Source organism: Arthrobacter sp. 7Tela_A1, assembly GCF_049311065.1.
Lineage (GTDB): Bacteria > Actinomycetota > Actinomycetes > Actinomycetales > Micrococcaceae > Arthrobacter_B.
Map to the genome: position 1 here is coordinate 44919 of NZ_JAXIOO010000016.1, position 19544 is coordinate 64462.

Here is a 19544-nt window from a genome sequence, read left to right on the forward strand (position 1 = left end):
CAGGTGGTGGTATTCGCCGCCAATTAAACAAAAGCAGCCCGTCCGAAGCTAGTCGGGGACTGCAATTGCCTAAATGTTCAACCGTGCTCAGTCAGCGAGTCCTTCGCTGCGGAGCGCGAGCCATAGCCGGCTGGATGTGGTGGGATCCGTCAGATCCAAGCCCAGCATTTTTTCGGCTGAAGAGACGCGGTAACGCAGGGTGTTCCGATGGAGGGCCAAGGACTCCGCTGCTGCTTCCCAGCGGCCCCGGCAGCGCAGGTATTCGACCACTGCTTCCACCACCTGGGGACTGCCGTCGCGCTGGAGTTTGTGCACCCAGTCGCTGGGAGTCTCTCCTTGATAATGGGACCTGTCCACCACGGTGCCGGCAGGAGCCTTACGGATGTCGTTCATCCAGTGCTGCCACCGGTGTGAGAGCTTATTAGCGGGCACCTGCTCGGTCAGCAGCACCCTGAGGGCCGGGTGCCGGTCAACCAATGCCACAAGTTCGGGAGCCATAGCCTGAAACTGGACGCGGTTGAGCAGGAGCCACAGCTCATCGTCGTCGATGTACGCAAGCAACTGACGCGCATCAGGCGGCATTGCAGCTTCGAGCAAATCGAGGAGATCGTCTGGATCCCATGCCGATACGCCTCGGACACAGACAATGTGGGGGCGGCTGGGAGGTGTCGCCAGCCCCATCTCCGCCGCAAGTTCCAAGGCGCTGTCTATCCGCTGGGAAAAGATCAGCCGGGTAATCGAGTCCCGTACCATGCGAGACGCTGTCTGGAGCCGTCGCATGTCTCGCAGAAGCAGCCGCAGAAGCATGGCGGCGCTGCCGCCGAATCTGTGCATCTCAGGATGCAGCGGGGCATCGCAGGCCAAAATGAGTACCGCGGTTGCCCGCCCTTCCGCACCGACCGGGAACGCCATCAGCTCCTGCCCGGCAGCCGACCGACCGGTAGCCGGTTTAAGCGAAGGGCGGGGAATGATGGCCACTGCTTCGGCAAGCGCATCCTGGTCTACCTCGCCTGAGGTCCCGGCCTGCACGGACTCAATCAAACGGCCGCTTGTAGTAACCAACGCAGCCCATGCGGCACTGTTGTCGATAAGGCAGCTGAGAATCGCAGAGATCGGGTATTTAGAACCCGATGCGCGGACGAGGTCCACGTATGCCAATTGTGAAGTGTCCATGACCTCTCCGAGACTAGTCGCTGTCAGGAAAACTCCGCTCCTTTTTACCGTGTATGAAGCCAGTCACAAGTGAATTGAACTCTGCAGGCTTTTCGAAGGGCACCCACAAACCACATTCGCCGAAAACGTGGAGCTGAGCACGCGGAATACGGCTGAGCATAAAAACCGCATTCTCGTACGACTGGGCCCGGTTCTCCCTGCCCCAGACAATCAGCGTCTCGGCCTGGATCTCGTCCAGGCGCTTCCACAAGTCCTCGGGCGTATGCCGGGCAGATGTCCTCCCCTCCGGCGCCTTCTCCATAAACTCCGGTTCAACGCTGGCTTCATACCGCTCGCGCACCACATCCTCAGTGATCAGGGACGGATCATAAATCAGCTGGGAGAGGTATTCATGCATCTTCTCCGGCGTCGGCCCACTGCCTCCGTAATAGACCTGGCTGGCAGTCACCTTCCGGCGCAGGCCGAACATGGTCTGTCCACCGGCGGAACTAACCAGTACGAGCCGGTCCACAACGTCCGGACGTTCCACAGCCAGCCGGATGGCCACCGCACCTCCGGTGGCCATCCCCAGCACGTTTGCCCGGTCAATTCCCAAAGACCCGAGGAGGGCCGCCATGACTTCGGCGTACATCGCGTTACGCCCGCTCCCCACGTCGGGCTTGTCTGATTTTCCGTAGCCGGGAAGATCCACGACGATCACCCGGAAGTGCCGCGAGAGTTCCTCCACATTGCGGCCGAAGTTACCCCAGCCGAAGGCGCCCGGGGCACCGCCGTGGATGCAGAGCAGCACAGGTCCTTCGCCGGCCTCGTGGTAGTGGACACGGACGTCGCCGGCCTGGGCAAACCTGGACGTTGAGTCATACGTCAGCATGCGGGCACCACGTTTGTTCGGGCGTCCGCCAAGGCGTTTCCCTGAAGCGGCGGTGCCGCTATCCGGCGGTCCCATCCAGCGATGAAACGAAGCACAAAATGGTTGAACTCATCTGCGCGCTCAACCATGGTCCAGTGTCCGCAGTGCCCAAAGACCACCAGGTCAGCGTTGGCGAATGATTCCATTCCCGCCAGCGCATCTTCCGGCGGGTTCACCTTGTCTTCCCGCCCAAAGAGAAACAGCATCGGCACGGGGCAGGCCCCGGCCCGGTCTTCTGCAAACGGGTAGTCGGCTTTGCTGGCTTCCCTTAGCCGGGTGGATTCCTGGTGCTGCTCATACGCCCCGGGGCGTTCAGCCACCCGGGTTCGGAACTCCACCAGCGGCTCCGGAATCATGCGCGGATCATGTACGAGGTGTTCCATGGACCGGCGGACCATAGCCGGGGAGTACCCTCCCATGTCCTTGTGGGAAGTCAGATTCGGCTCGAACCGTGATCCGGATTCCCATCTGGCTCCGCCGGTCCCGACCACTACTCCTCCCGCCACCCGTTCAGGGTGCTCCAGTACCAGGCTGGTGAGCACCATCCCGCCGAGTGAGTTGCCGACTACGTAGGCTTTTGGCAGCTCGAGCGCGTCAAGGAGCCGGATGACCAGGTCGACCTGGTTGGGCCGGACTGCCGGAACATCCCCGGGCGCCTCCGTGAAGCCATACCCGTAGAGGTCCGGGGCGATGACCCGGTGGCCTGCGGCTACGAGAGCCGGGATGGTGAGGTAGAAGTTCGCAGCTGCTGTGATGCCGATGGCCGAGCCGTGGAGCAGGACCACCGGGACACCGTCCGGGCGTCCCTCATCCAAGTAATGGATGCGCTCGCCCGGACGGGTGGAGAGCCAACGGGATTCGTAGCCGAAGTACTCGGCAATGAGTGAAGAATCATCTGCGCTCATAGTTAACCGCTCAGGCCAGGACTGGCCATTTGGCGAAGCCAATACCTGTGAAACAGGCGTGGACAGGCAGGTAGTCGATCACCTCGCCGGGGCGGTTCATCGCCGCGGCCAGCGAAATCCAGGCGCGGATCTCTCCCGTACCCGATCGCATGGTGTCCGAATCGAAACTGAACAGCTTGGCCAGGGCATCGACGTCGTTCCGCTCTACGCGCTCCAGGACCCACTTGTCCAGCGGGACATCGATGTCTCCGCGGTTGAAGTCCTTGTCCGACGGGAAGTGGCTGAGTCCGCCCGAGGCGACCAGAACGATCTTCTCCTCACGCATGTTCAGGATCTCGGCGATCGCGCGGCCCAGGTCGGCGCACCGTTCCCCTCCGGCCAGCGGGGTGTAGTACTCATTGATCAGGATGCAGACGATCGGGATCTCACGCGACGGATCGAGCTCGGGAGCAATCCGGGCAGCCATGTGGGGCAACCCGTACCCGTCCCGGCCCTGGGGATTGAACCGGTTCAGGGTAGCAATGTCGAAATTCCGCTTAACCAGTCCATGCGCAAGGGCCTTGGCAACCCCGACGTCATTCTTGAAGGTAATGGTGGCGCGGTCTTTCATGGGAACGTCCCATTCGTACGCCTGATGCCCCCACATCTCTTCCTCGCCTGTGTAGATGGCCAGCGTGGGGTTGTTCGAGAGGTTGAACAGATCGCCTTGGTCATCGCCGATGAAGACCAGTACGTCAGGCTCGTATTCCTCAACCGCTTTGCGCATGTCCGCGAAATCTTCATGGATCCGCGCGTAGAGCTCCTGGCAGTACTCCAGGCTATCCCGCTGCCGTGCCGCCTCCGGGTACCGTTCAAAGACGCCGGGAGCAACCCTGTCAGTCATCCACTTCTGCCAATGTTCCGGGGGACGGAACATTCCAGCTGCATGGGAACATGCCAAGCCAAGACCAATCATTATGCATTCTCCTTTGTGTGGTGAAACCGAATTGGTTGTTCGCTGCGGGCAAGCGCAGTCAGTACCCGGTGGGCTGCTTCGACGTCGGCTTCCGGGATGCCTGAGAGTGCGGCTTCGTTGAAGCGGCGGGCATTCTCGGCTACCTGCCGGCGGAGGGTGCGGCCCCGGGGCGTCTGCCGGAAACCCGAACCGGTGACTTCGACCAGGTTCCCCTCGATGAGCTCGCTCAAAGCGTCCTCGATGGCCTGCGGCCCAAGGAACGCCGAAGACACAAGTTCGTCGACGGTCTGTGGACCCGTTGAGAGCCTTTTGAGCACCCGGCTGCTGCCCGCACTGAGCCCGAAACGGGACCTGTGCTCATCGAATTCCCGTGAAAGCCGGTGGTTCACCGCGGTCACGAGCTGGGCGAAGGGAGCAGGCTCGCTCTCCGGCGAGGCGTCTTCCGTTGCAGCTGCGGCCCCGGGACCGGAGGAAGGGAAGGAAGCTGATGCGGAGTAGCCGCCTTGGACGAACAGCAGCGGCTCCCCGTCGGCCACGGCGCAGCGCTCTACGTGTCCAAGGAGGATCTGGTGATCACCGCCGGGCAGGACGTCGTAGGTCCGGCATTCAAAGCGCGCGATGGCTCCTTCGATCAACGGGACCCCGGCAAGCCCCTGGGTCCACTCAATCTGCTCGAAAGCACCGGTCCCTCCCTGTGGCGACGCGACGATTCGAGCGACATCCACCTGATCGGCAGAGAGCACGTTGACGGCAAAATGCTGTGCTCCGACGAACGCCGGTGCCCTCCCAGAGGTGTTCTGCACGGACCAGAGGATGAGCGGCGGGTCCAGTGACACCGCGGCAAACGAATTGACGGTCATGCCAACGGGCATGCCTCCGTTGAGCGTGGTGATCACGGCGACGCCCGTGCCGTATTGGCCCAGCGCACTGCGGAACGCCCTTCGGTCCTGAACGGGATCGCTGACTTGGTATTCGGCTCCCGGAGCCGTGACGACGCTCATCGGTGGTACGCCAGGGCGCGCATGGACGGGTTGTCTTCAAAACTCGGACCCGGCAAGCCCAGCAAACACTGTGAATACAAGGTCGCGGCCGCCTCCCGTCCAGCTGAACCGTGCACACGCATCGCGTGCAGATCGCGGACAACCGTCTGCAGGTGATTAGTCGAGAGGATCGCTCCGGCTCCGGCCACCGGCCAGATCTCTTGCAGGGCGTTGAGGCTGATGGCAATGGAGTCCGCCGCCTCAAACCTGACCTTCATGCGTTGTTCCGGATCCGCCACTCCACCGGCGCAGGCGATTTCGAACAGGCTCCGCCAGTTCTGGAGATGCCGTTCCTTCACCGTCTGCACCATCGAGATCGCCCCGGCCAGGCGGACCAGCAAATGAGGGTTTTCGGTGACCGACACCCCGGTGCCGCGCCGGGCCCTGCGGACCTTGCTTTCGGTAATGAACTCCTCCAGGCCGCCCAGCGTCGCGCCGACGGCGGAGTTGGCCATGGTGGAGTTGAAGATGGACATAAACGAGACCCGGTAGAGAGGTCCGTCGTTGACCTCCCAGCCGGGATTCTGGTCGCTGTAGGTGTTGCTCAGCAGATGCACCCTGTAGTCGGGAACAAACGCGTCGTTTACTGTCACGGATTTACTTCCGGTGCCCTTGAGGCCGGAAACATCCCAGCTGTCCTGGGCCACAGAGAAGTCGCTGCGCGGGATGACAAAGTTACGGTCACCGCCGCCAAGAATGACCCAGTCGGCATGGTCGACACCGCTGGAGAATCCCCACGTGCCGCTCACGATGTATCCGCCTTCAACCTCCGTCCACTTGCCAGTCGGGGCATACGAACTCGAGGCGCGCGTGTCCGGGCCGTCCTGCCAGAACTCATCCTGCAGCCGCTTGTCCATCAGCGCGATCTCGAACGAGTGCACATTGAGCTGCCCGCCAATCCAGCCGGCGGAGGATTCAGCGCCCGCGATCTTCATGATGCCTTCGAAGAAGCTGGCGGGTGCCATTTCGAGGCCTCCGTACCGCATGGGCGTCAGCGCCCGGAACACACCGGCGCGGCGCATAGCCTCCACCGTGGCCGTCGGAACCTGCCCGATTCGCTCGGTCTCTGCACGGCCGTTCCGGATGATTTCCAGGATGTCGTCGACGGCGCCAAGGTAGTTGGCGCCGGCTTCATACGCGCGCTTGGCGTAGTCGTCGTGGCCAGCACCCTGCCCGTTACGAACAGGTTCCGTCTCTATGGTTCCTAAGGTGGCGTGCATGCCGGGTCCTCTCACGTGGGTTGTGCGGCGGGCCGCATCCGGAAGGCGAATAACGGCCACATTGCCGGTTTCGCGTGACCGGTGGTGCAGCCGATCTACCCATCACCCTAGGACCGGGCGATTGGACTGTCTTTGGCCGTAACGCCCAACATGGGAGCTCCGTTTAGATAAGCCGCTGAGAATCAGAGGCTGGCCCGCCTCACACCGATGGACAAACCGCCGCCCCGAACACAAAAAGCCGCCCCCGGGAATCGTCCCGGGGGCGGCGTTTTGATGCGGAACTTACGGCGAGGGCATGCCGCCGTTCACGTTGAGCGTCTCGCCCACCACGTAGCTGGACTCCGGGGAGGCCAGGAAGACGTAGGCCGGGCCGAGTTCGGTCGGCTGTCCGGCGCGGCCCAGCGGGGTGTCCTTGCCGAACTCCGGCAGGGCATCCTTGGGCTGGCCGTCGGAAACCTGCAGCGGAGTCCAGAACGGCCCCGGCGCCACGGCGTTCACCCGGATGCCCCTGGGCGCCAGCTGCTGGGCCAGGCCCTTGGTGAAGTTGTTGATCGCCGCCTTGGTGCTGGCGTAGTCCAGCAGGTGCGGCGACGGGCTGTAGGCCTGGATCGAGGTGGTGTTGATAATGCTCGACCCTGCCGGCAGGTGGGGCAGGGCTGCCTTGGTGATGCGGAAGAACGAGTAGATGTTCGTCTTGAAGGTGTCATCCAGCTGTTCGTCGCTGAGGTTCTCCAGGCTTTCCACCGCCACCTGCTTGCCGGCGTTGTTCACCAGGATGTCCAGGCCGCCCAGCCCGTCGACGGCGTCCTGCACGAGCTGTTCGCAGTAGGCCCGGTCGCGCAGGTCGCCGGGAAGCCCGACGGCGGTCCGTCCGGCGTCCTTGATCAGCGCGATGATCTCATTGGCGTCTTCCTCTTCTTCGGGAAGATAAGAGAGCGCGACGTCGGCACCCTCCCGGGCGAAGGAGATCGCCACGGCGGCGCCGATACCCGAGTCTGCGCCCGTAATCAGTGCCTTGCGGCCTTGGAGCCGTCCGGTTCCGCGGTAGGAGTCCTCGCCGCGGTCTGTCTTGGGCTCAAGGTCTGCATCGAGACCGGGCTCGGGCTGGTCCTGCTTGGGGGGCGAAATCTCCGGGTAACGCTTGGCGGGATCCTGGAAGGTCAGTTGGTCAGGAGTCTGTTCATTGGCCATAAATGTTCCCCACTTTCGACGGGTCACGGACATTGAAGCCGCGTCCTGCGGCCGCCTACACATTAGTAAGCTTACTTAGTACCCTATGGTGAAAGGACGTCCGGGATCAAGCGCCGCTGCCGGGGCGACCGGCTCCGCTGTACCGGGTGTGGGCGCAGGGCCGCGGCAGGCAAAGGCGGGGTTGGCTAGAGGAAGAGACCCAGGAAGCCGACGCTGATGCTGCCCACCAGCGCGATGATGAGGAGCCAGACAATGGGAGTGCGGTACTTATTCATGTGTCGCATGGTTCGTCCAGTCTACGCGGGGCGCCTGTCCCGGGTGAGCGCCAGCGCCGCGGCTGCGAGAAGAGCGGAACAGAGCATCACCAGGGCCAGCGGCAGCGCGGTGAATTCTCCGCCGAGTCCGGTCAGCGGGGAGACGGCGGCGCCCATCAGGAACTGGGCGCCGCCCAGGACAGCACTGCCGCTGCCCGTGGCGCCGTCCGCCTCAGCCAGGGCCAGCGCCGTCGTATTTCCCATGACAAAGCCCAGCGAACACACCATTCCGAAAATCGGCACGGCCAGCAGCAGCGGCGGAACCGCTGTCAGTGTCAGCACCAGCAGCGCCGTCGCAAAACACACAATGACGGCGACTGCCCTGGTGACGGTGCGGCGCGGCGGAACCCGCCGGGAGAGTTTCGCTGCGGTGAACCCGGCGGCGACCATGCCGGCAGCGTTGAGGCCGAACATCAGCCCGTAGGCCTCCGGGCCGAGTCCCATGATGCTCTGGTAGACGAACGGCGAGGCAGAGATATAGCCCATCAGCACGCCGAAGGAGGAGGCAAACAGGAGCGCGTATCCCAGGAACCGGCCGCGCCGCACCACGACGCCGAGGCCTTTGAACGGTGGCCCGGCGGTGCGCTGCCGGGGCGGGTGCGTCTCGCGGACCACTGCCGCGGCACAGGCAAACATCAGTGCTGCGATGCAAGCCAGGGTCCAGAGCACCCCGCGCCATCCCCACAGTCCCGTCAGCACTCCGCCGAGGGCCGGGGCCAGCACCGGGGCTACTCCTCCAATGGTCATGAGCAGGCTGAAGGTGCGGGCGGCTGAAGCGCCGGAGGTCAGGTCCGCGGCGACAGCCCGGGCAATCACCGGACCGGCGGCAGCGCACAGTCCCTGGACAAACCTCGCAATGATCAGCACTTCGAGGTTCGGAGCTGCGGCGCAGGCGACAGAGGCGAGGACAAAGGCCCCCGATCCCAGCAGGAGCGGCCGCAACCGGCCGTACCGGTCGGAGATGGGCCCGAAGGCCAGCTGCCCGGCCGCCATCCCGACCAGGAAAGCGGTCAGGGTGAGCTGCACGCCCGACGCCGACACCTCCAGTTCCGCGGCCATCTCGGGAAAAGACGGCAGGTAAAGGTCCGTCGTGAACGGACCGGTGGCCGCGAGGAAGGCCAGCACCAGCAGCAGGCCGGTGCGCAGGGCCGGCGCGGCAGGACGCGTGGGATGAGCAGGGGGCATGAACCGATAGTACGAACCACCAGGCCGCACCGGTGAATTGGGAACATGCCCGGCGGCGGGGACGTCACAAACGGACTTCGGCCGGCAGCGCCCGAAGCGCCGGGGGTAGTGGATCGCTTCGGCAGGGGGCAGACTTTGGAAAAGGCTTCCACCGTTCAAGGCAGAGGGGACGATCATGACCGAGGACAACCGCAAGCGCATTGTGGTCGGTGTCGACGGTTCAGCGCTTTCACTGACAGCGCTCCGCACGGCCCGCAGGCTGGCAGACCTGCTCGAGTGCCGCATGCAGGCCATAACAGTCTGGTCCTACCCGATTGCCCTGGCCGTCCCGATTCCTTCCACGGACTGGGCTCCGGCAATGGAGGCGGAGAATGCCCTGGATGAGACCCTGCAGGCAGCGTTCGGCCAGGACATCCCGGAAGGGCTAAAGAAGACCGTCGTCGCGGGCCAACCGGTGCAGGTGCTCATCGAAGCCAGCAAGGGGGCTGAGATGCTGGTCCTGGGCAGCCGCGGCCGCGGCGGGTTTGCCGGACTGCTGCTCGGGTCCGTGAGTTCCGCGGCCGCAGCGCATGCCCATTGCCCGGTGCTGATCGTCCACCCAGAAGAGCGGGACTGACCGCACGCGCTGCGTTACACGCGGGTGCCGGTGTCCTGCAGTTCGGGCAGGGCTGCGGCGGCCTGCTGTTCATTGTCTGCGGACACGGCGGCGTCGTTGTCTGCCGGGACCCGGCGCAGCATGAAGACCATCGCCACGGCGGCGGCGACCATCAGGGCGATTCCAATGAACGACGTCGTCACCACGCCTGAGTCGAAGGCCGCCTGTGCGGAGGCCAGCAGTTCAGCTGCCTGCGGACCGGGCAGTGCCTCGGCTGCTTCGACGGCGCCGCCCAGGGTTTCCGACGCCGCGGAGGCGGCAGCGGGGTCCATGCCCTCCGGGAGCGAAATCCCATTGCGGTAGCCGGCGGTCAGGATGCTGCCGAGGACGGCGGTTCCCAAGACGGCTCCAACTTCGTAGGCGGTCTCGGAGATCGCCGACGCCGCTCCGGCCTTGGCCGGGGGAACGCTGGACAGGATGAGGTCGTTGGAAATTGTCTCCGCGGAACCAACGCCGATGCCCAGCAGCATGAAGGCAATGACCAGGCCAAGCGGGCTCTCCTGCTGCCCGGTCAGCAGGACCACGGTGTAGCCGACAGCACTGAAGGCGAGGCCTCCGGCGACGGCATAGGCGGGACGGACGCGGCGCACCACCCGGACGACGGCGAGTCCGGCGACGATGGTCAGCATCAGGCCGGGCAGCATCATCAGGCCGGCTTCCCGCGGGCCCTGCCCCAGGACCAGCTGCAGATGCTGGGACAGGAACAGGATGAAGCCCACCTGGGCAAAAACGCTGAGCAGGTTCGCGGAAATGGAGCCGCTGAACACCGGATTGCGGAACAGCCGCACGTCCAGCATGGGTTCGGCGCGGCGCAGCTGGCGCCGGACGAACGCGGCCCCGAACAGCACACCGGCTGCCATGGGCACCAGCGAGTAGGCGTCGAGCCCATGGCTGGAGATGGACTTAATGCCATAGACCAGCGGGAACATCGCGGCCATGATCAGGCCGATGCTCAGCAGGTCCACCTTGCCGGGGTTCGGATCCCGGGATTCGGGCAGCAGCCGCGGGCCAAAGACCAGCAGCGGAATCAGTACCGGCACAGCCAGCAGGAAGACCGAGCCCCACCAGAAGTGTTCCAGCAGGGTGCCGCCGACGATCGGCCCCAGGGCCGCACCTCCGGAGAACCCGGCGGCCCAGACGGCGATGGCGATCCGCCGCTGGCCCGGGACCACGAACATGTTCCGGATGATCGAGAGTGTCGCCGGCATGAGCATGGCGCCGAAGAAGCCCAGCAGTGCGCGGGCACCAATGAGTGCTTCCGCGGACGGTGCAAAGGCAGCGGCGACGGACACCAGCCCAAAGCCTGCGGTGCCGATGAGCAGCAGTTTCCGCCGGCCGAACCGGTCTCCCAGACTGCCCATGGGCACCAGGAGTCCGGCAAGGATCAGCGCGTAGATATCGATGATCCACAGCAGTTCCGTTCCGGTAGGCGCCAGGGCACGGGAAAGTGACGGGACGGCAAAGCTGAGCACGGTGTTGTCTACCGCAACCAGCAGGACCGCGAGCATCAGCACCGCCAGTCCCAGCCATTCACGCTGTCCAGCCCGCTGGATCACGGGCCGTTCCTGTACCGCAGGCACAATTCCTCCTTGGACTCGGGCAGGACCTTGCCTGCCAAATAGTGGGGTTAAAAGACGCAGCAGTAAGCGCCCGGGACGATCCGGACGATTACTGTACCGTCTAGACTGTACAGCAGCAGATGCCGTACCGTAAAGCCATGCCTGCACAGACATCCGCACGGGACCGTGTCCTCTCCGCCTATGAGGAACTGCTGATCAACGAAGGTCCCCGCGGAGCCACCCTGGACGCGGTGACGGCTTTGGCCGGAGTCTCCAAGGGCGGGCTGCTCTACCACTTCAAGAACAAGGAAGCCCTGGCCGCAGGCCTCCTGGACCGGCTCCGCCTCCTGGCCGCCAAGGAGCTGGAAGACATGCGGACAGCTCCTGACGGGCCCGCCCGCTTCCTCGTCCGCGAATCCCTCTACGTTGGAAGCGATCTTGACCGCGCGCTCATCGCTGCCGTGCGCCTCGCGCAGGCCAACGACGCCGCTGCCTCCGAACTGCTGCAGCAGATCCACCGCGACTGGTTTGACCTGGTGGTCGCCGAGGTCGGTGACCGCGCGACAGCCCGGGCCATCATGCTGTTAGGTGACGGACTCTATTACAACGAAGGACTGCCCGGCGGCTGGCCGCAGGAGAAGAACTCACCAACATCCGGGCCCGTAGAGGAACTGCTGGACATCGTGGACCTGCTCAAGGAGCAGGCCGCAGCGAAGCGCGGCTGACTTCCTGGCCCCTCCTGCCCCTCCCCCGCCGACTGCGTCACCGGACGATGGTTTCCGCGTAACGCGTGTGCCGTGTGGCACAGTATGTGCCATGGAAATCAGCACAGCAGACCTCTATGACGAGCACGGCGAGGCACTGGCTTCGGTGTCCCTGCAGTTCCAGGACCTCGGCGGACACACCCGGTTCACCGGACCGGTCCGCACCATCCGCTGCCTGGAGGACAACGGACTGGTGAAGTCCACACTGAACTCCCCGGGAAACGGCGCCGTGCTGGTGGTCGACGGCGGCGGATCGCTGAACACCGCCCTGATGGGGGACATGATTGCGGAGGCCGCCGTCGTGAACGGGTGGGCCGGCGTCGTCATTAACGGACCCATCCGCGACCGGAGTGCCGTTGCCAAGCTTCCCCTGGGCGTGAAGGCGCTCGGCTCGAATCCGCGCAAGAGCGCGAAGGACTCCGTTGGCGACGTGGACGTTCCCGTGGAATTCGGCGGGGTGACGTTCCGCCCCGGCGCCGTCCTGTATGCCGATGAAGACGGCATCCTGGTCGAACGCTAGGGGCCTCGAAATGGCCAACGTCATACTTTTCCACCATGCACTCGGCATGACACCAGGCATGGACGCATTGGCTGAGCTCCTGCGCGACGCCGGCCATACCGTCACCGCCCCGGACCTGTATGACGGGCGCACGTTCGGCAGCCTTGAGGCCGGGCTGGCGTACGCCGAGGAAATTGGCTTCGACGTCATTGAGTCCCTGGGCGTGCAGATTGCCCGCCGGCTGCCGGCAGATCTTGTCTACATCGGATTCTCCCTCGGGGTGATGCCCGCCCAGCGCCTGGCCCAGACCCGTGCCGGGGCCCGTGCTGCGGTGCTGGTCAGCGGCTGCGTCCCGCCGGGCACCTATGCTGACACCTGGCCCGAGGGTGTACCGCTGCAGATCCACGCCATGGCGGAGGACCCGGTCTTCGTGGAAGAGGGCGACCTCGACGCAGCCAGGCACCTTGTGGAGTCAATCTTGACGGAGTCAGGCGGCTCCTGGGGCGGCGGAGACTCGGTCGACGCCGCGGCCGTGAAGCTGATCCTCTACCCGGGAAGCTCCCACTTCTTCGCCGATATCAGCTCTCCGGACTACGACGAAGACTATGCGCACGCCCTGACCGGAAGTGTGCTGGAGCTTCTGGCTGGCCTGGACGGCTGATCGGGTTTCGGTGTCCTGCTGTCCGGGCATGGTCCAGGGCTGCGGGGCTGCAGGCGGAACCGTCGTGCGGCCCGGATCCATCCATTGCTGCGGTAACGCTGCTTAGAGGTACTCCCCGATATCCTTTGCTGCAGTAACGCCGCTTTCAGGGTCCGACAGCGACGTTATTGCGCCAATGAATGGCCGACCCCCTTCCATAGCTGCGTTATTGAGGCAACAGACGACCGGAAACCAGAGGCCACGGCAAGGCGGCGGCGCCGGCTCAGGGGCTTCCAGCACTCGGCCCACATCCTGACTGCCGGCGCCCTGGCCCCCTCAAGCGTCAACACCCATTAAAGAGCCGCAGTCCGCACCCTAAGGGCACGGACTGCGGGTTCCTGCGTTGCGGAAGGCTAGGCGTTCCACAGGCCGTACGAGTCGGCCAGCGAGGAAATCTTCTGGGCTCGCGCCAGGCGCGGCAGGTAGGACCCGTCGCCGACGACGGCGCCGGCAGCGTGTGCGTCCAGCAGTTCGTGGGCCCAGACAATCTCGGACTCACTGGGGGAGAGTCCCTTGTTGATGGTGTCCGCAGCTTCGGGCATCAGACAGAGCTTGCCGGTCATCCCCATGGAGGCCGTCACCTTGCACGCATCCAGCAGCTTTTCGCCGAGGGTTCCCGGCGTCGGGCCGTCGATCGGGCCGGGCAGCTGCCCCACGCGGGAGGCCACCACCAGCTTGGAGCGGGCATAGGCCAGCGCCATCGGGTCATCGGAGGCACCGGTGTCGCGGCGGAAGTCGCCCACGCCGAAGGCCAGCCGGAAGGTGCCCGGGGCGCTGGCGATCGCCGTCGCATTTTCGATGCCCAGGGCCGATTCGACCAGGGCCAGCACCGGAGTGCCGGCCTGCAGCCGCATTGCCGTGTGGGTTACCTGCTCAGGCTTCTCGGTCATGGCCAGCATGACGCCGCGCAGGCCCGGCGCCTTGGAGAGCGCCGCTAGATCGTCGGCCCAGTATTCGGTCTCGATGCCGTTGACGCGCACCCAGGCTGTCATGCCCGTGGAGAGCGCCTCCACTACCCGTTCCCGCGCCTCGGCCTTGCCGGCGGCTGGTACGGCGTCCTCCATGTCGAAGACGACCGAGTCGGCTTCCGAGGCCAGGGCGGGCGCAAAATTCGCTTCGTCCGCGGCGGAAGCCAGGAGCCAGGAGCGGGAAAGTTTCGCGGGCAGCGCCGCAGCGCGGCTGTTACGGAATGGGGCCATGGAATGAGCCTACTTTCCCGCCCCGGCGTTATCCCAACGGGGGCAGTCTGCATGTGACAACGATTACTTCACTTCAGGTTGGTTCTGTTCCTGCCCCGGCGTGACGACGGCGATTTCCTGGCCTTCGGCGTCGAGCAGTTTCCCGTCCTTGATGTGGTCCCCTTCCCGGAGCATCCGCAGCTGCTCGGTGCGGATGACCCGCACGGGCGCCTCCGCGAAGACACTGGGATCCTCGGGGTTGCCTGCCCTGATGTGGTTGAAGAGGATGTTGAGCAGGATCGCCATGACGGCGGCGGAACTGATGCCGGAGTGGAAGATGGTGCTGAACCAGGACGGGAACTGGTCGTAGAACGCCGGTGCCGCGATGGGGATCATGCCGAAGCCGATCGACGCCGCGACGATGATCAGGTTCATGTTGTTCTTGTAGTCCACCTTCGCCAGGGTGCGGATGCCGCTGGCGGCAACCGTGCCGAACAGGACGATTCCGGCACCGCCGAGAACCGGCGTCGGCACCGCGGCAACTACCCGGCCCAGGACCGGCAGCAGGCCCAGGATCACCAGGATCAGGCCGCCGGCGCTGACCACGAAGCGGCTCTTGACTCCGGTGATCGCCACCAGGCCGACGTTCTGGGCGAACGCGCTCTGGGTAAAGGAGTTGAACACCGGCGAGAGTGCGCTGGAGAGCATGTCTGCCCGCAGCCCGTTGGCGATGCGCTTGGAGTCGACCTTCGTGTCCACGATTTCGCCGACCGCCAGGATGTCCGCCGTCGTTTCCGTCAGTGTCACGAGGATGACGATGCACATCGAAATGATGGCCGCGACCTCGAACGTGGGCATGCCGAACGCAAACGGGGTGGGCAGGGCGAAGACCGGCCCCTCCCCCACACCGGAGAAGTCGGCTTTGCCGATGACGACGGCGAACAGCGTGCCGATCACAATCGCGAGGAGGATGGACAGCCGCGAGATGGCGCCGCTGCCGAGCTTGCTGAGCAGCAGTACGGCGGCCAGGGTCAGCGCGGCCAGGCCAATGTTGGACACACTGCCGTAGTCCTCGGCCTGGGCGCTGCCGCCCATCGCCCAGTTCGCGGCTACCGGCATCAGCGTGAGGCCGATCGTGGTGATCACGACGCCGTTGACCACCGGCGGGAAGAAGCGGATGACTTTCGCGAAGATCGGGGTGATCAGCAGGCCGATCACCGATGCGGCTATCACGGCACCGAAGACCGCCTGGATGCCGCCGCCGCCGCTGAGGATCGCCGTCATGGTGGCCACGCCGGCGAAGGAAACACCCTGGACCAGCGGAAGCTGGGACCCGAAGAACGGAACGCCGATTGTCTGCAGCAGCGTTGCCGCACCTCCGACAAAAAGGCAGGCGGCGATCAGCAGGCCGATGTCGGCCGAGTCCATCCCCGCGGCCGAACCGATGATCAGCGGCGGCGCGATGATGCCGCCGTACATGGTCAGCACGTGCTGGAAGCCGTAGGCGAAGGTGCTGCCCAGGGGCAGGACCTCATCTTCCGGCCGGGCCGGCTTTCCTGCCCGGCCCGCCGGCTTACCGGCCTCGGCGTTGCGGCGGCGCATCAGCAGAATCCTGCAATCGTGTTCCACACCGGGCTGGTCCCGGTGCTGCCTTCGCGCTGGACCGCGGCTTCGATCAGCCCGTACGGGCGGTCCGCCGCGAAAAACACCTCGCCCGGGTTGTCCAGGCCGAACGGCTCAAGGTCTACGAGGAAGTGATGGTTGTTCGGCAGCGACAGCCGGACCTCTTCGATTTCCGGATGGGCAGCCAGCACGGCCTTGCCCATCTCGAACATCGTCTGCTGCAGCGCCAGGGAATGCGTGTTCGCGAAAGCGTCCAGCATCAGCTGCCGCACGGAGGCGTAGGAGGCATTGAAGTCGATGCCGTCCACCGAGCCGTAGCGCCACTTGGCGCTGACATCGGTCGCCAGGATCCGGTCCGTCGTCTCGCCGAGGGTGGTGTAGCGGTCCCGCGGAAAGCCATGGAACTCCGAGCCCGTGGACTTCAGGACGGTGAGGCCGGAGATACCTGCGACCAGGTGCCGGCTGGAACCCTCGGCCAGCAGGACAGCGGTGCGGACTTCGCTCTTATCCTTCGCGAAGGCATGGTCGTGGTCGCTGATCCGGTTCCAGAAATACTGCTCGGCGGCCCAGCGTCCGCCGCTCACCCAATCGAATCCGGAGGTGAAGTGCTCGGCCAGCCGGAGCAGGAAGGCCTCCGGAGAGCCGACGCCGTCACGGGCGAAGGCATAGATGGTGTTCTTCTGGGTATCCGTGGCGACGACGCGGGCATTGTTGCCCTCCGTGTGCGCGGCTTCAAAATCGCCGTGGAGCTGCGAGGTGACGCTGAGGTCTTCAATGCTGTGCCTGGCCGTGTCACGGGTGACTTTCACAAGCCGTACTTCGGCTTTGCCGTACTGGTTGGGTCCGAGAACGATGCGTGCGGTTTCCGCTCCGGAGGCTCCGGCAGCGTGCGTTGTTGAGGTCATGGCTCAGCTTCCTCGGTAGGTGGAATAGGCGAACGGGCTCAGCAAAAGGGGCACGTGGTAGTGCTCCCCGGTTTCCGCCACGACGAAAGTCAGTGCGACGGAGGGAAAAAACGACGGCGTTCCGGAGGCTTCGAAGTAGGCTCCGGTCGCGAATTCGATCCGATAGGTGCCGCCCTGAAGCCGTTCCGGCCCCAGGTTGGCGATCCGCCCGTCGCTGTCCGTGACGCCGACGGCGAGCTCCCGCCACTCGAGTTCCCCCAGGACCTGGAGTGATGCATGGACCCCCTGGGCCGGGCGGCCGGCGGCCGTATCCAGGACGTGGGTGGTGATCTGGCTTGTCATGGCGTGAGGAGCCCTTCCAGTCGGAGGATGGCGATTTCGCGCAGCTGGGCGGCGGTGACCTCGAGTTCGTCCTCGGGGGTGTTGTCCAGGCGCTCGGAGAGAGCGGCCAGGATTTCCTCGGCGCTGCGTCCGGCGGCGCGGATCAGGAAAACCCGGCCGAAGCGTTCCTCATAGGCACGGTTTCCGGCCAGGAGCCGCTCCTGGACGTCCGCGGCAGTGGAGACACCGGCCTGTTCGCTGCGGGACATCCTGGCTTCACTGCCGCTGCCGGCGGCCTTTTCACCAATGCGCGGATGGTGCGCCAGGGCGCCGTCGATCTCTGCTTCGGTCCAGTCCGGGGCTGCCAGTTCAGCGAAGGAGAGCAGTTCGGCCGGCGTCGCGAAGGGGCGGGCGAAGGAGATTTCGGAAACCCACCGGGGAATGTCCACGCAGGGCTTCAGGAGTGCCTGTGCCTCCTCGTAGGAGGCGGCGTTGAAGGCCGCCAGGAAATCCTGGGAAGAAGTTGGGCGCACGGGTGTCAGCTTTCAGTTGGGACCGGCTCCCCCGGCGCTGAACACCCTTGACCATCGGCTGGCGCCGACTTGATTCGATGTTTCCGGAGGAGTTTCTGTAATGCGGAATTTCTATTTCGAACAGTCTGGATTCTTATTTAGTCCCATGTCAAGGGTTAGGGCGGCACGGGAATCATTCAACCTGCGCCACGTTTCGTTCAGGTAAATTCCCTGCCCAGTGCGGCCCATTTTGCCGCGGAGTATTGTCCAGGCGTGGAATCTGTTGAATAATTCGCCGACCGCCCCACCTCCTACCCGCCGGCGACGAGCCGCCGCGCCGCTTCGGAATGCCGCGCCGTGAGCGCCGCCAGGTCGAGACCGGCGATCTCGCCGTCGAGCACCCGCCACTGGCCGCCCACCATGACCCTGTCCGCACGGTCCGCCCCGCAGAGCAGCAACGCCGAGAGCGGGTCATGGGACCCGGAGAAGCGCAGGTCGTCCAGCCGGAAGAGCGCCAGGTCCGCCTGCCTGCCCGGGGCGAGTTCGCCAATGTCGCTGCGTCCGAGCGCCCGGGCCGACCCCTTGGTTGCCCAGCCCAGTGCGCGTTCGGGCGTGATGGCCTCGGCGCCGTACCGCAGGCGCTGAAGGTAGAGCGCCTGCCGTGCCTCCAGGATCAGGTTGGAAGCGTCGTTGGAGGCAGATCCGTCAACGCCCAGCCCCACCGGCGCGCCGGCGTCCTCCAGCTCGGCCATCCGGCCGATGCCGGAGGCAAGACGCATGTTCGACGTCGGACAGTGCGCGACGGCGGTGCCCGCGGCGCCCAGCCGGGCAATTTCCTCGTCGTTGAAGTGCACGCCGTGGGCCAGCCAGGTCCGGTCCCCCAGCCAGCCGACGCTCTCGAGGTAGTCCACGGTCCGCAGCCCGAACATGTCCAGGCAGAAGGCTTCTTCGTCCATGGTTTCGGCGAGGTGGGTGTGCAGCCGCACGTCATGCTGTTCGGCGAGCGCGGCGCTGTCCTTCATGATCTGCTGGGTGACGGAGAACGGCGAGCAGGGAGCCAGGCCGATCTGGATGACGGCACCGTCCCCGCGCTCGTGATAGGCGCCGATCAGCCGTTCGCTGTCCGCCAGGATGACCTCCGGAGCCTGGACCGTCTGCCGCGGCGGCAGGCCGCCGTCGTCCTCCCCCAGTGTCATGGAACCCCGGGTGAGCATGGCACGCATGCCCAGTTGGCGGACGACCGAAACCTGCACGTCGACAGCGTCCCGGAGTCCGTCCGGGAAGAGGTAGTGATGGTCCGCCGCAGTGGTGCAGCCCGAGCGCAGCAGCTCTGCCAGCGCCACCGTCGTCGCGAGTTCCAGGTCTTCCGCGGAGAGCCTGGCCCACACCGGGTAGAGGTTCTTCAGCCAGGGGAAGAGCGGCGTGTTGACCACCGGTGCCCACGCACGCGTGAGCGTTTGGTAAAAGTGGTGGTGCGTGTTGATGAGCCCGGGCAGCAGGACGTGCCCGGAGGCGTCGAAGACCTCCATAACGGGAGCGGACGGCTGCTCGCCGGCAGCCAGGACCTCGGCGATCCGGCCGTCTTCGATTACCAGTCCGCCGGCGCCGTCGAGGTCATTGGCAGTAAATGCAGCGAGCGGATTCTGGATCCAGAGGCGTCTTGGTGCGGGCGCATGATTCATGGGCGGGTCCTTTGCGGTAAACGCCGCGTGGGACGCCGTGCCGGTGCAGGCGCGCCAGGGGCGGCCAGCTCAGTGCGGCTTGTCTGCTGATCCAAGAAGTCCGGTGGGATCCGGTCCTTCGCGCCAGCGTAAGGCGGCGCCGTGAAGACGGTCAAGAATGTTTCCTGCACCATTTCCGGACAATACGCAGCGGCATGGCCTGACCGTGGTAGGCTCCTTTCCAATTCGGGCCCGAATTGCCTGTTTTGTTTAG

Annotated in this window: 19 protein-coding genes; 4 read left to right on the forward strand and 15 right to left on the reverse strand. The window is 65.1% G+C overall.

Annotation, left to right across the window (positions count from 1 at the left end; genetic code table 11):
* Window positions 1-87: 87 nt before the first annotated feature.
* The 8 genes from TVB01_RS08840 to TVB01_RS08875 form a co-directional block, all read right to left on the reverse strand.
* The gene (locus tag TVB01_RS08840) at window positions 88-1041 is read right to left on the reverse strand and encodes a helix-turn-helix domain-containing protein (RefSeq protein ID WP_422455529.1); all 954 of its coding nucleotides are present in this window, start codon (window positions 1039-1041) and stop codon (window positions 88-90) included.
* Window positions 1042-1186: 145 nt separating this feature from the next.
* Window positions 1187-2044, reverse strand: coding sequence for an alpha/beta fold hydrolase (locus TVB01_RS08845; RefSeq protein ID WP_422455530.1), 858 nt, complete (start codon window positions 2042-2044; stop codon window positions 1187-1189).
* Window positions 2038-2988 carry an alpha/beta fold hydrolase gene (locus tag TVB01_RS08850; protein WP_422455531.1) on the reverse strand — a complete coding sequence of 317 codons (951 nt, stop codon included), beginning with the start codon at window positions 2986-2988 and terminating at the stop codon, window positions 2038-2040. The genes TVB01_RS08845 and TVB01_RS08850 overlap by 7 nt, the downstream gene beginning before the upstream one ends.
* Before the next feature lie 10 nt (window positions 2989-2998).
* Window positions 2999-3871, reverse strand: coding sequence for a hypothetical protein (locus TVB01_RS08855; RefSeq protein WP_422455532.1), 873 nt, complete (start codon window positions 3869-3871; stop codon window positions 2999-3001).
* 71 nt (window positions 3872-3942) lie between these two features.
* Window positions 3943-4944 (reverse strand): flavin reductase, encoded by a 1002-nt coding sequence (locus TVB01_RS08860; RefSeq protein ID WP_422455533.1) that lies wholly within the window; start codon window positions 4942-4944, stop codon window positions 3943-3945.
* Window positions 4941-6203 carry a hypothetical protein gene (locus TVB01_RS08865; RefSeq protein ID WP_422455534.1) on the reverse strand — a complete coding sequence of 421 codons (1263 nt, stop codon included), beginning with the start codon at window positions 6201-6203 and terminating at the stop codon, window positions 4941-4943. The genes TVB01_RS08860 and TVB01_RS08865 overlap by 4 nt, the downstream gene beginning before the upstream one ends.
* Before the next feature lie 282 nt (window positions 6204-6485).
* Complete coding sequence (locus TVB01_RS08870; RefSeq protein WP_422455535.1) at window positions 6486-7394, reverse strand: SDR family oxidoreductase; 909 nt, start codon at window positions 7392-7394, stop codon at window positions 6486-6488.
* Window positions 7395-7690: 296 nt separating this feature from the next.
* Window positions 7691-8893, reverse strand: a complete 1203-nt coding sequence (locus TVB01_RS08875; RefSeq protein WP_422455536.1) for a multidrug effflux MFS transporter — start codon at window positions 8891-8893, stop codon at window positions 7691-7693.
* A 175-nt stretch (window positions 8894-9068) separates the two neighbouring features.
* On the opposite strand from TVB01_RS08875, the gene TVB01_RS08880 reads away from it, so the two are divergent.
* Complete coding sequence (locus TVB01_RS08880; RefSeq protein WP_422455537.1) at window positions 9069-9509, forward strand: universal stress protein; 441 nt, start codon at window positions 9069-9071, stop codon at window positions 9507-9509.
* Between the two features lie 14 nt (window positions 9510-9523).
* Here the strand turns inward: TVB01_RS08880 and TVB01_RS08885 are convergent, their stop codons facing one another.
* Window positions 9524-11128, reverse strand: a complete 1605-nt coding sequence (locus tag TVB01_RS08885; protein WP_422455538.1) for an MFS transporter — start codon at window positions 11126-11128, stop codon at window positions 9524-9526.
* A gap of 137 nt (window positions 11129-11265) precedes the next feature.
* On the opposite strand from TVB01_RS08885, the gene TVB01_RS08890 reads away from it, so the two are divergent.
* The 3 genes from TVB01_RS08890 (at window position 11266) to TVB01_RS08900 (ending at window position 13031) form a co-directional block, all read left to right on the forward strand.
* Window positions 11266-11832, forward strand: coding sequence for a TetR/AcrR family transcriptional regulator (locus TVB01_RS08890; RefSeq protein ID WP_422455539.1), 567 nt, complete (start codon window positions 11266-11268; stop codon window positions 11830-11832).
* Between the two features lie 91 nt (window positions 11833-11923).
* The gene (gene rraA / locus TVB01_RS08895; RefSeq protein ID WP_422455540.1) at window positions 11924-12391 is read left to right on the forward strand and encodes a ribonuclease E activity regulator RraA; all 468 of its coding nucleotides are present in this window, start codon (window positions 11924-11926) and stop codon (window positions 12389-12391) included.
* 10 nt (window positions 12392-12401) lie between these two features.
* Window positions 12402-13031 carry a dienelactone hydrolase family protein gene (locus tag TVB01_RS08900; protein ID WP_422455541.1) on the forward strand — a complete coding sequence of 210 codons (630 nt, stop codon included), beginning with the start codon at window positions 12402-12404 and terminating at the stop codon, window positions 13029-13031.
* 392 nt (window positions 13032-13423) lie between these two features.
* Here TVB01_RS08900 and TVB01_RS08905 read toward each other — a convergent pair whose 3' ends face one another.
* From TVB01_RS08905 to TVB01_RS08930, 6 genes are all read right to left on the reverse strand, one after another.
* Entirely contained in the window at window positions 13424-14269 is an 846-nt protein-coding gene (locus tag TVB01_RS08905; RefSeq protein ID WP_227896007.1) for an HpcH/HpaI aldolase/citrate lyase family protein, read from the reverse strand.
* 63 nt (window positions 14270-14332) lie between these two features.
* Entirely contained in the window at window positions 14333-15850 is a 1518-nt protein-coding gene (locus TVB01_RS08910) for a nucleobase:cation symporter-2 family protein (RefSeq protein ID WP_422455542.1), read from the reverse strand.
* Complete coding sequence (pucL, locus tag TVB01_RS08915) at window positions 15850-16776, reverse strand: factor-independent urate hydroxylase (protein ID WP_422455543.1); 927 nt, start codon at window positions 16774-16776, stop codon at window positions 15850-15852. Before pucL ends, TVB01_RS08910 begins: the two co-directional genes overlap by 1 nt.
* Before the next feature lie 3 nt (window positions 16777-16779).
* The gene (uraH, locus tag TVB01_RS08920) at window positions 16780-17118 is read right to left on the reverse strand and encodes a hydroxyisourate hydrolase (protein ID WP_422455544.1); all 339 of its coding nucleotides are present in this window, start codon (window positions 17116-17118) and stop codon (window positions 16780-16782) included.
* Complete coding sequence (uraD, locus tag TVB01_RS08925) at window positions 17115-17630, reverse strand: 2-oxo-4-hydroxy-4-carboxy-5-ureidoimidazoline decarboxylase (RefSeq protein ID WP_422455545.1); 516 nt, start codon at window positions 17628-17630, stop codon at window positions 17115-17117. Before uraD ends, uraH begins: the two co-directional genes overlap by 4 nt.
* Window positions 17631-17920: 290 nt before the next feature.
* Window positions 17921-19291 carry an 8-oxoguanine deaminase gene (locus TVB01_RS08930; protein WP_422455546.1) on the reverse strand — a complete coding sequence of 457 codons (1371 nt, stop codon included), beginning with the start codon at window positions 19289-19291 and terminating at the stop codon, window positions 17921-17923.
* Window positions 19292-19544: the final 253 nt, after the last annotated feature.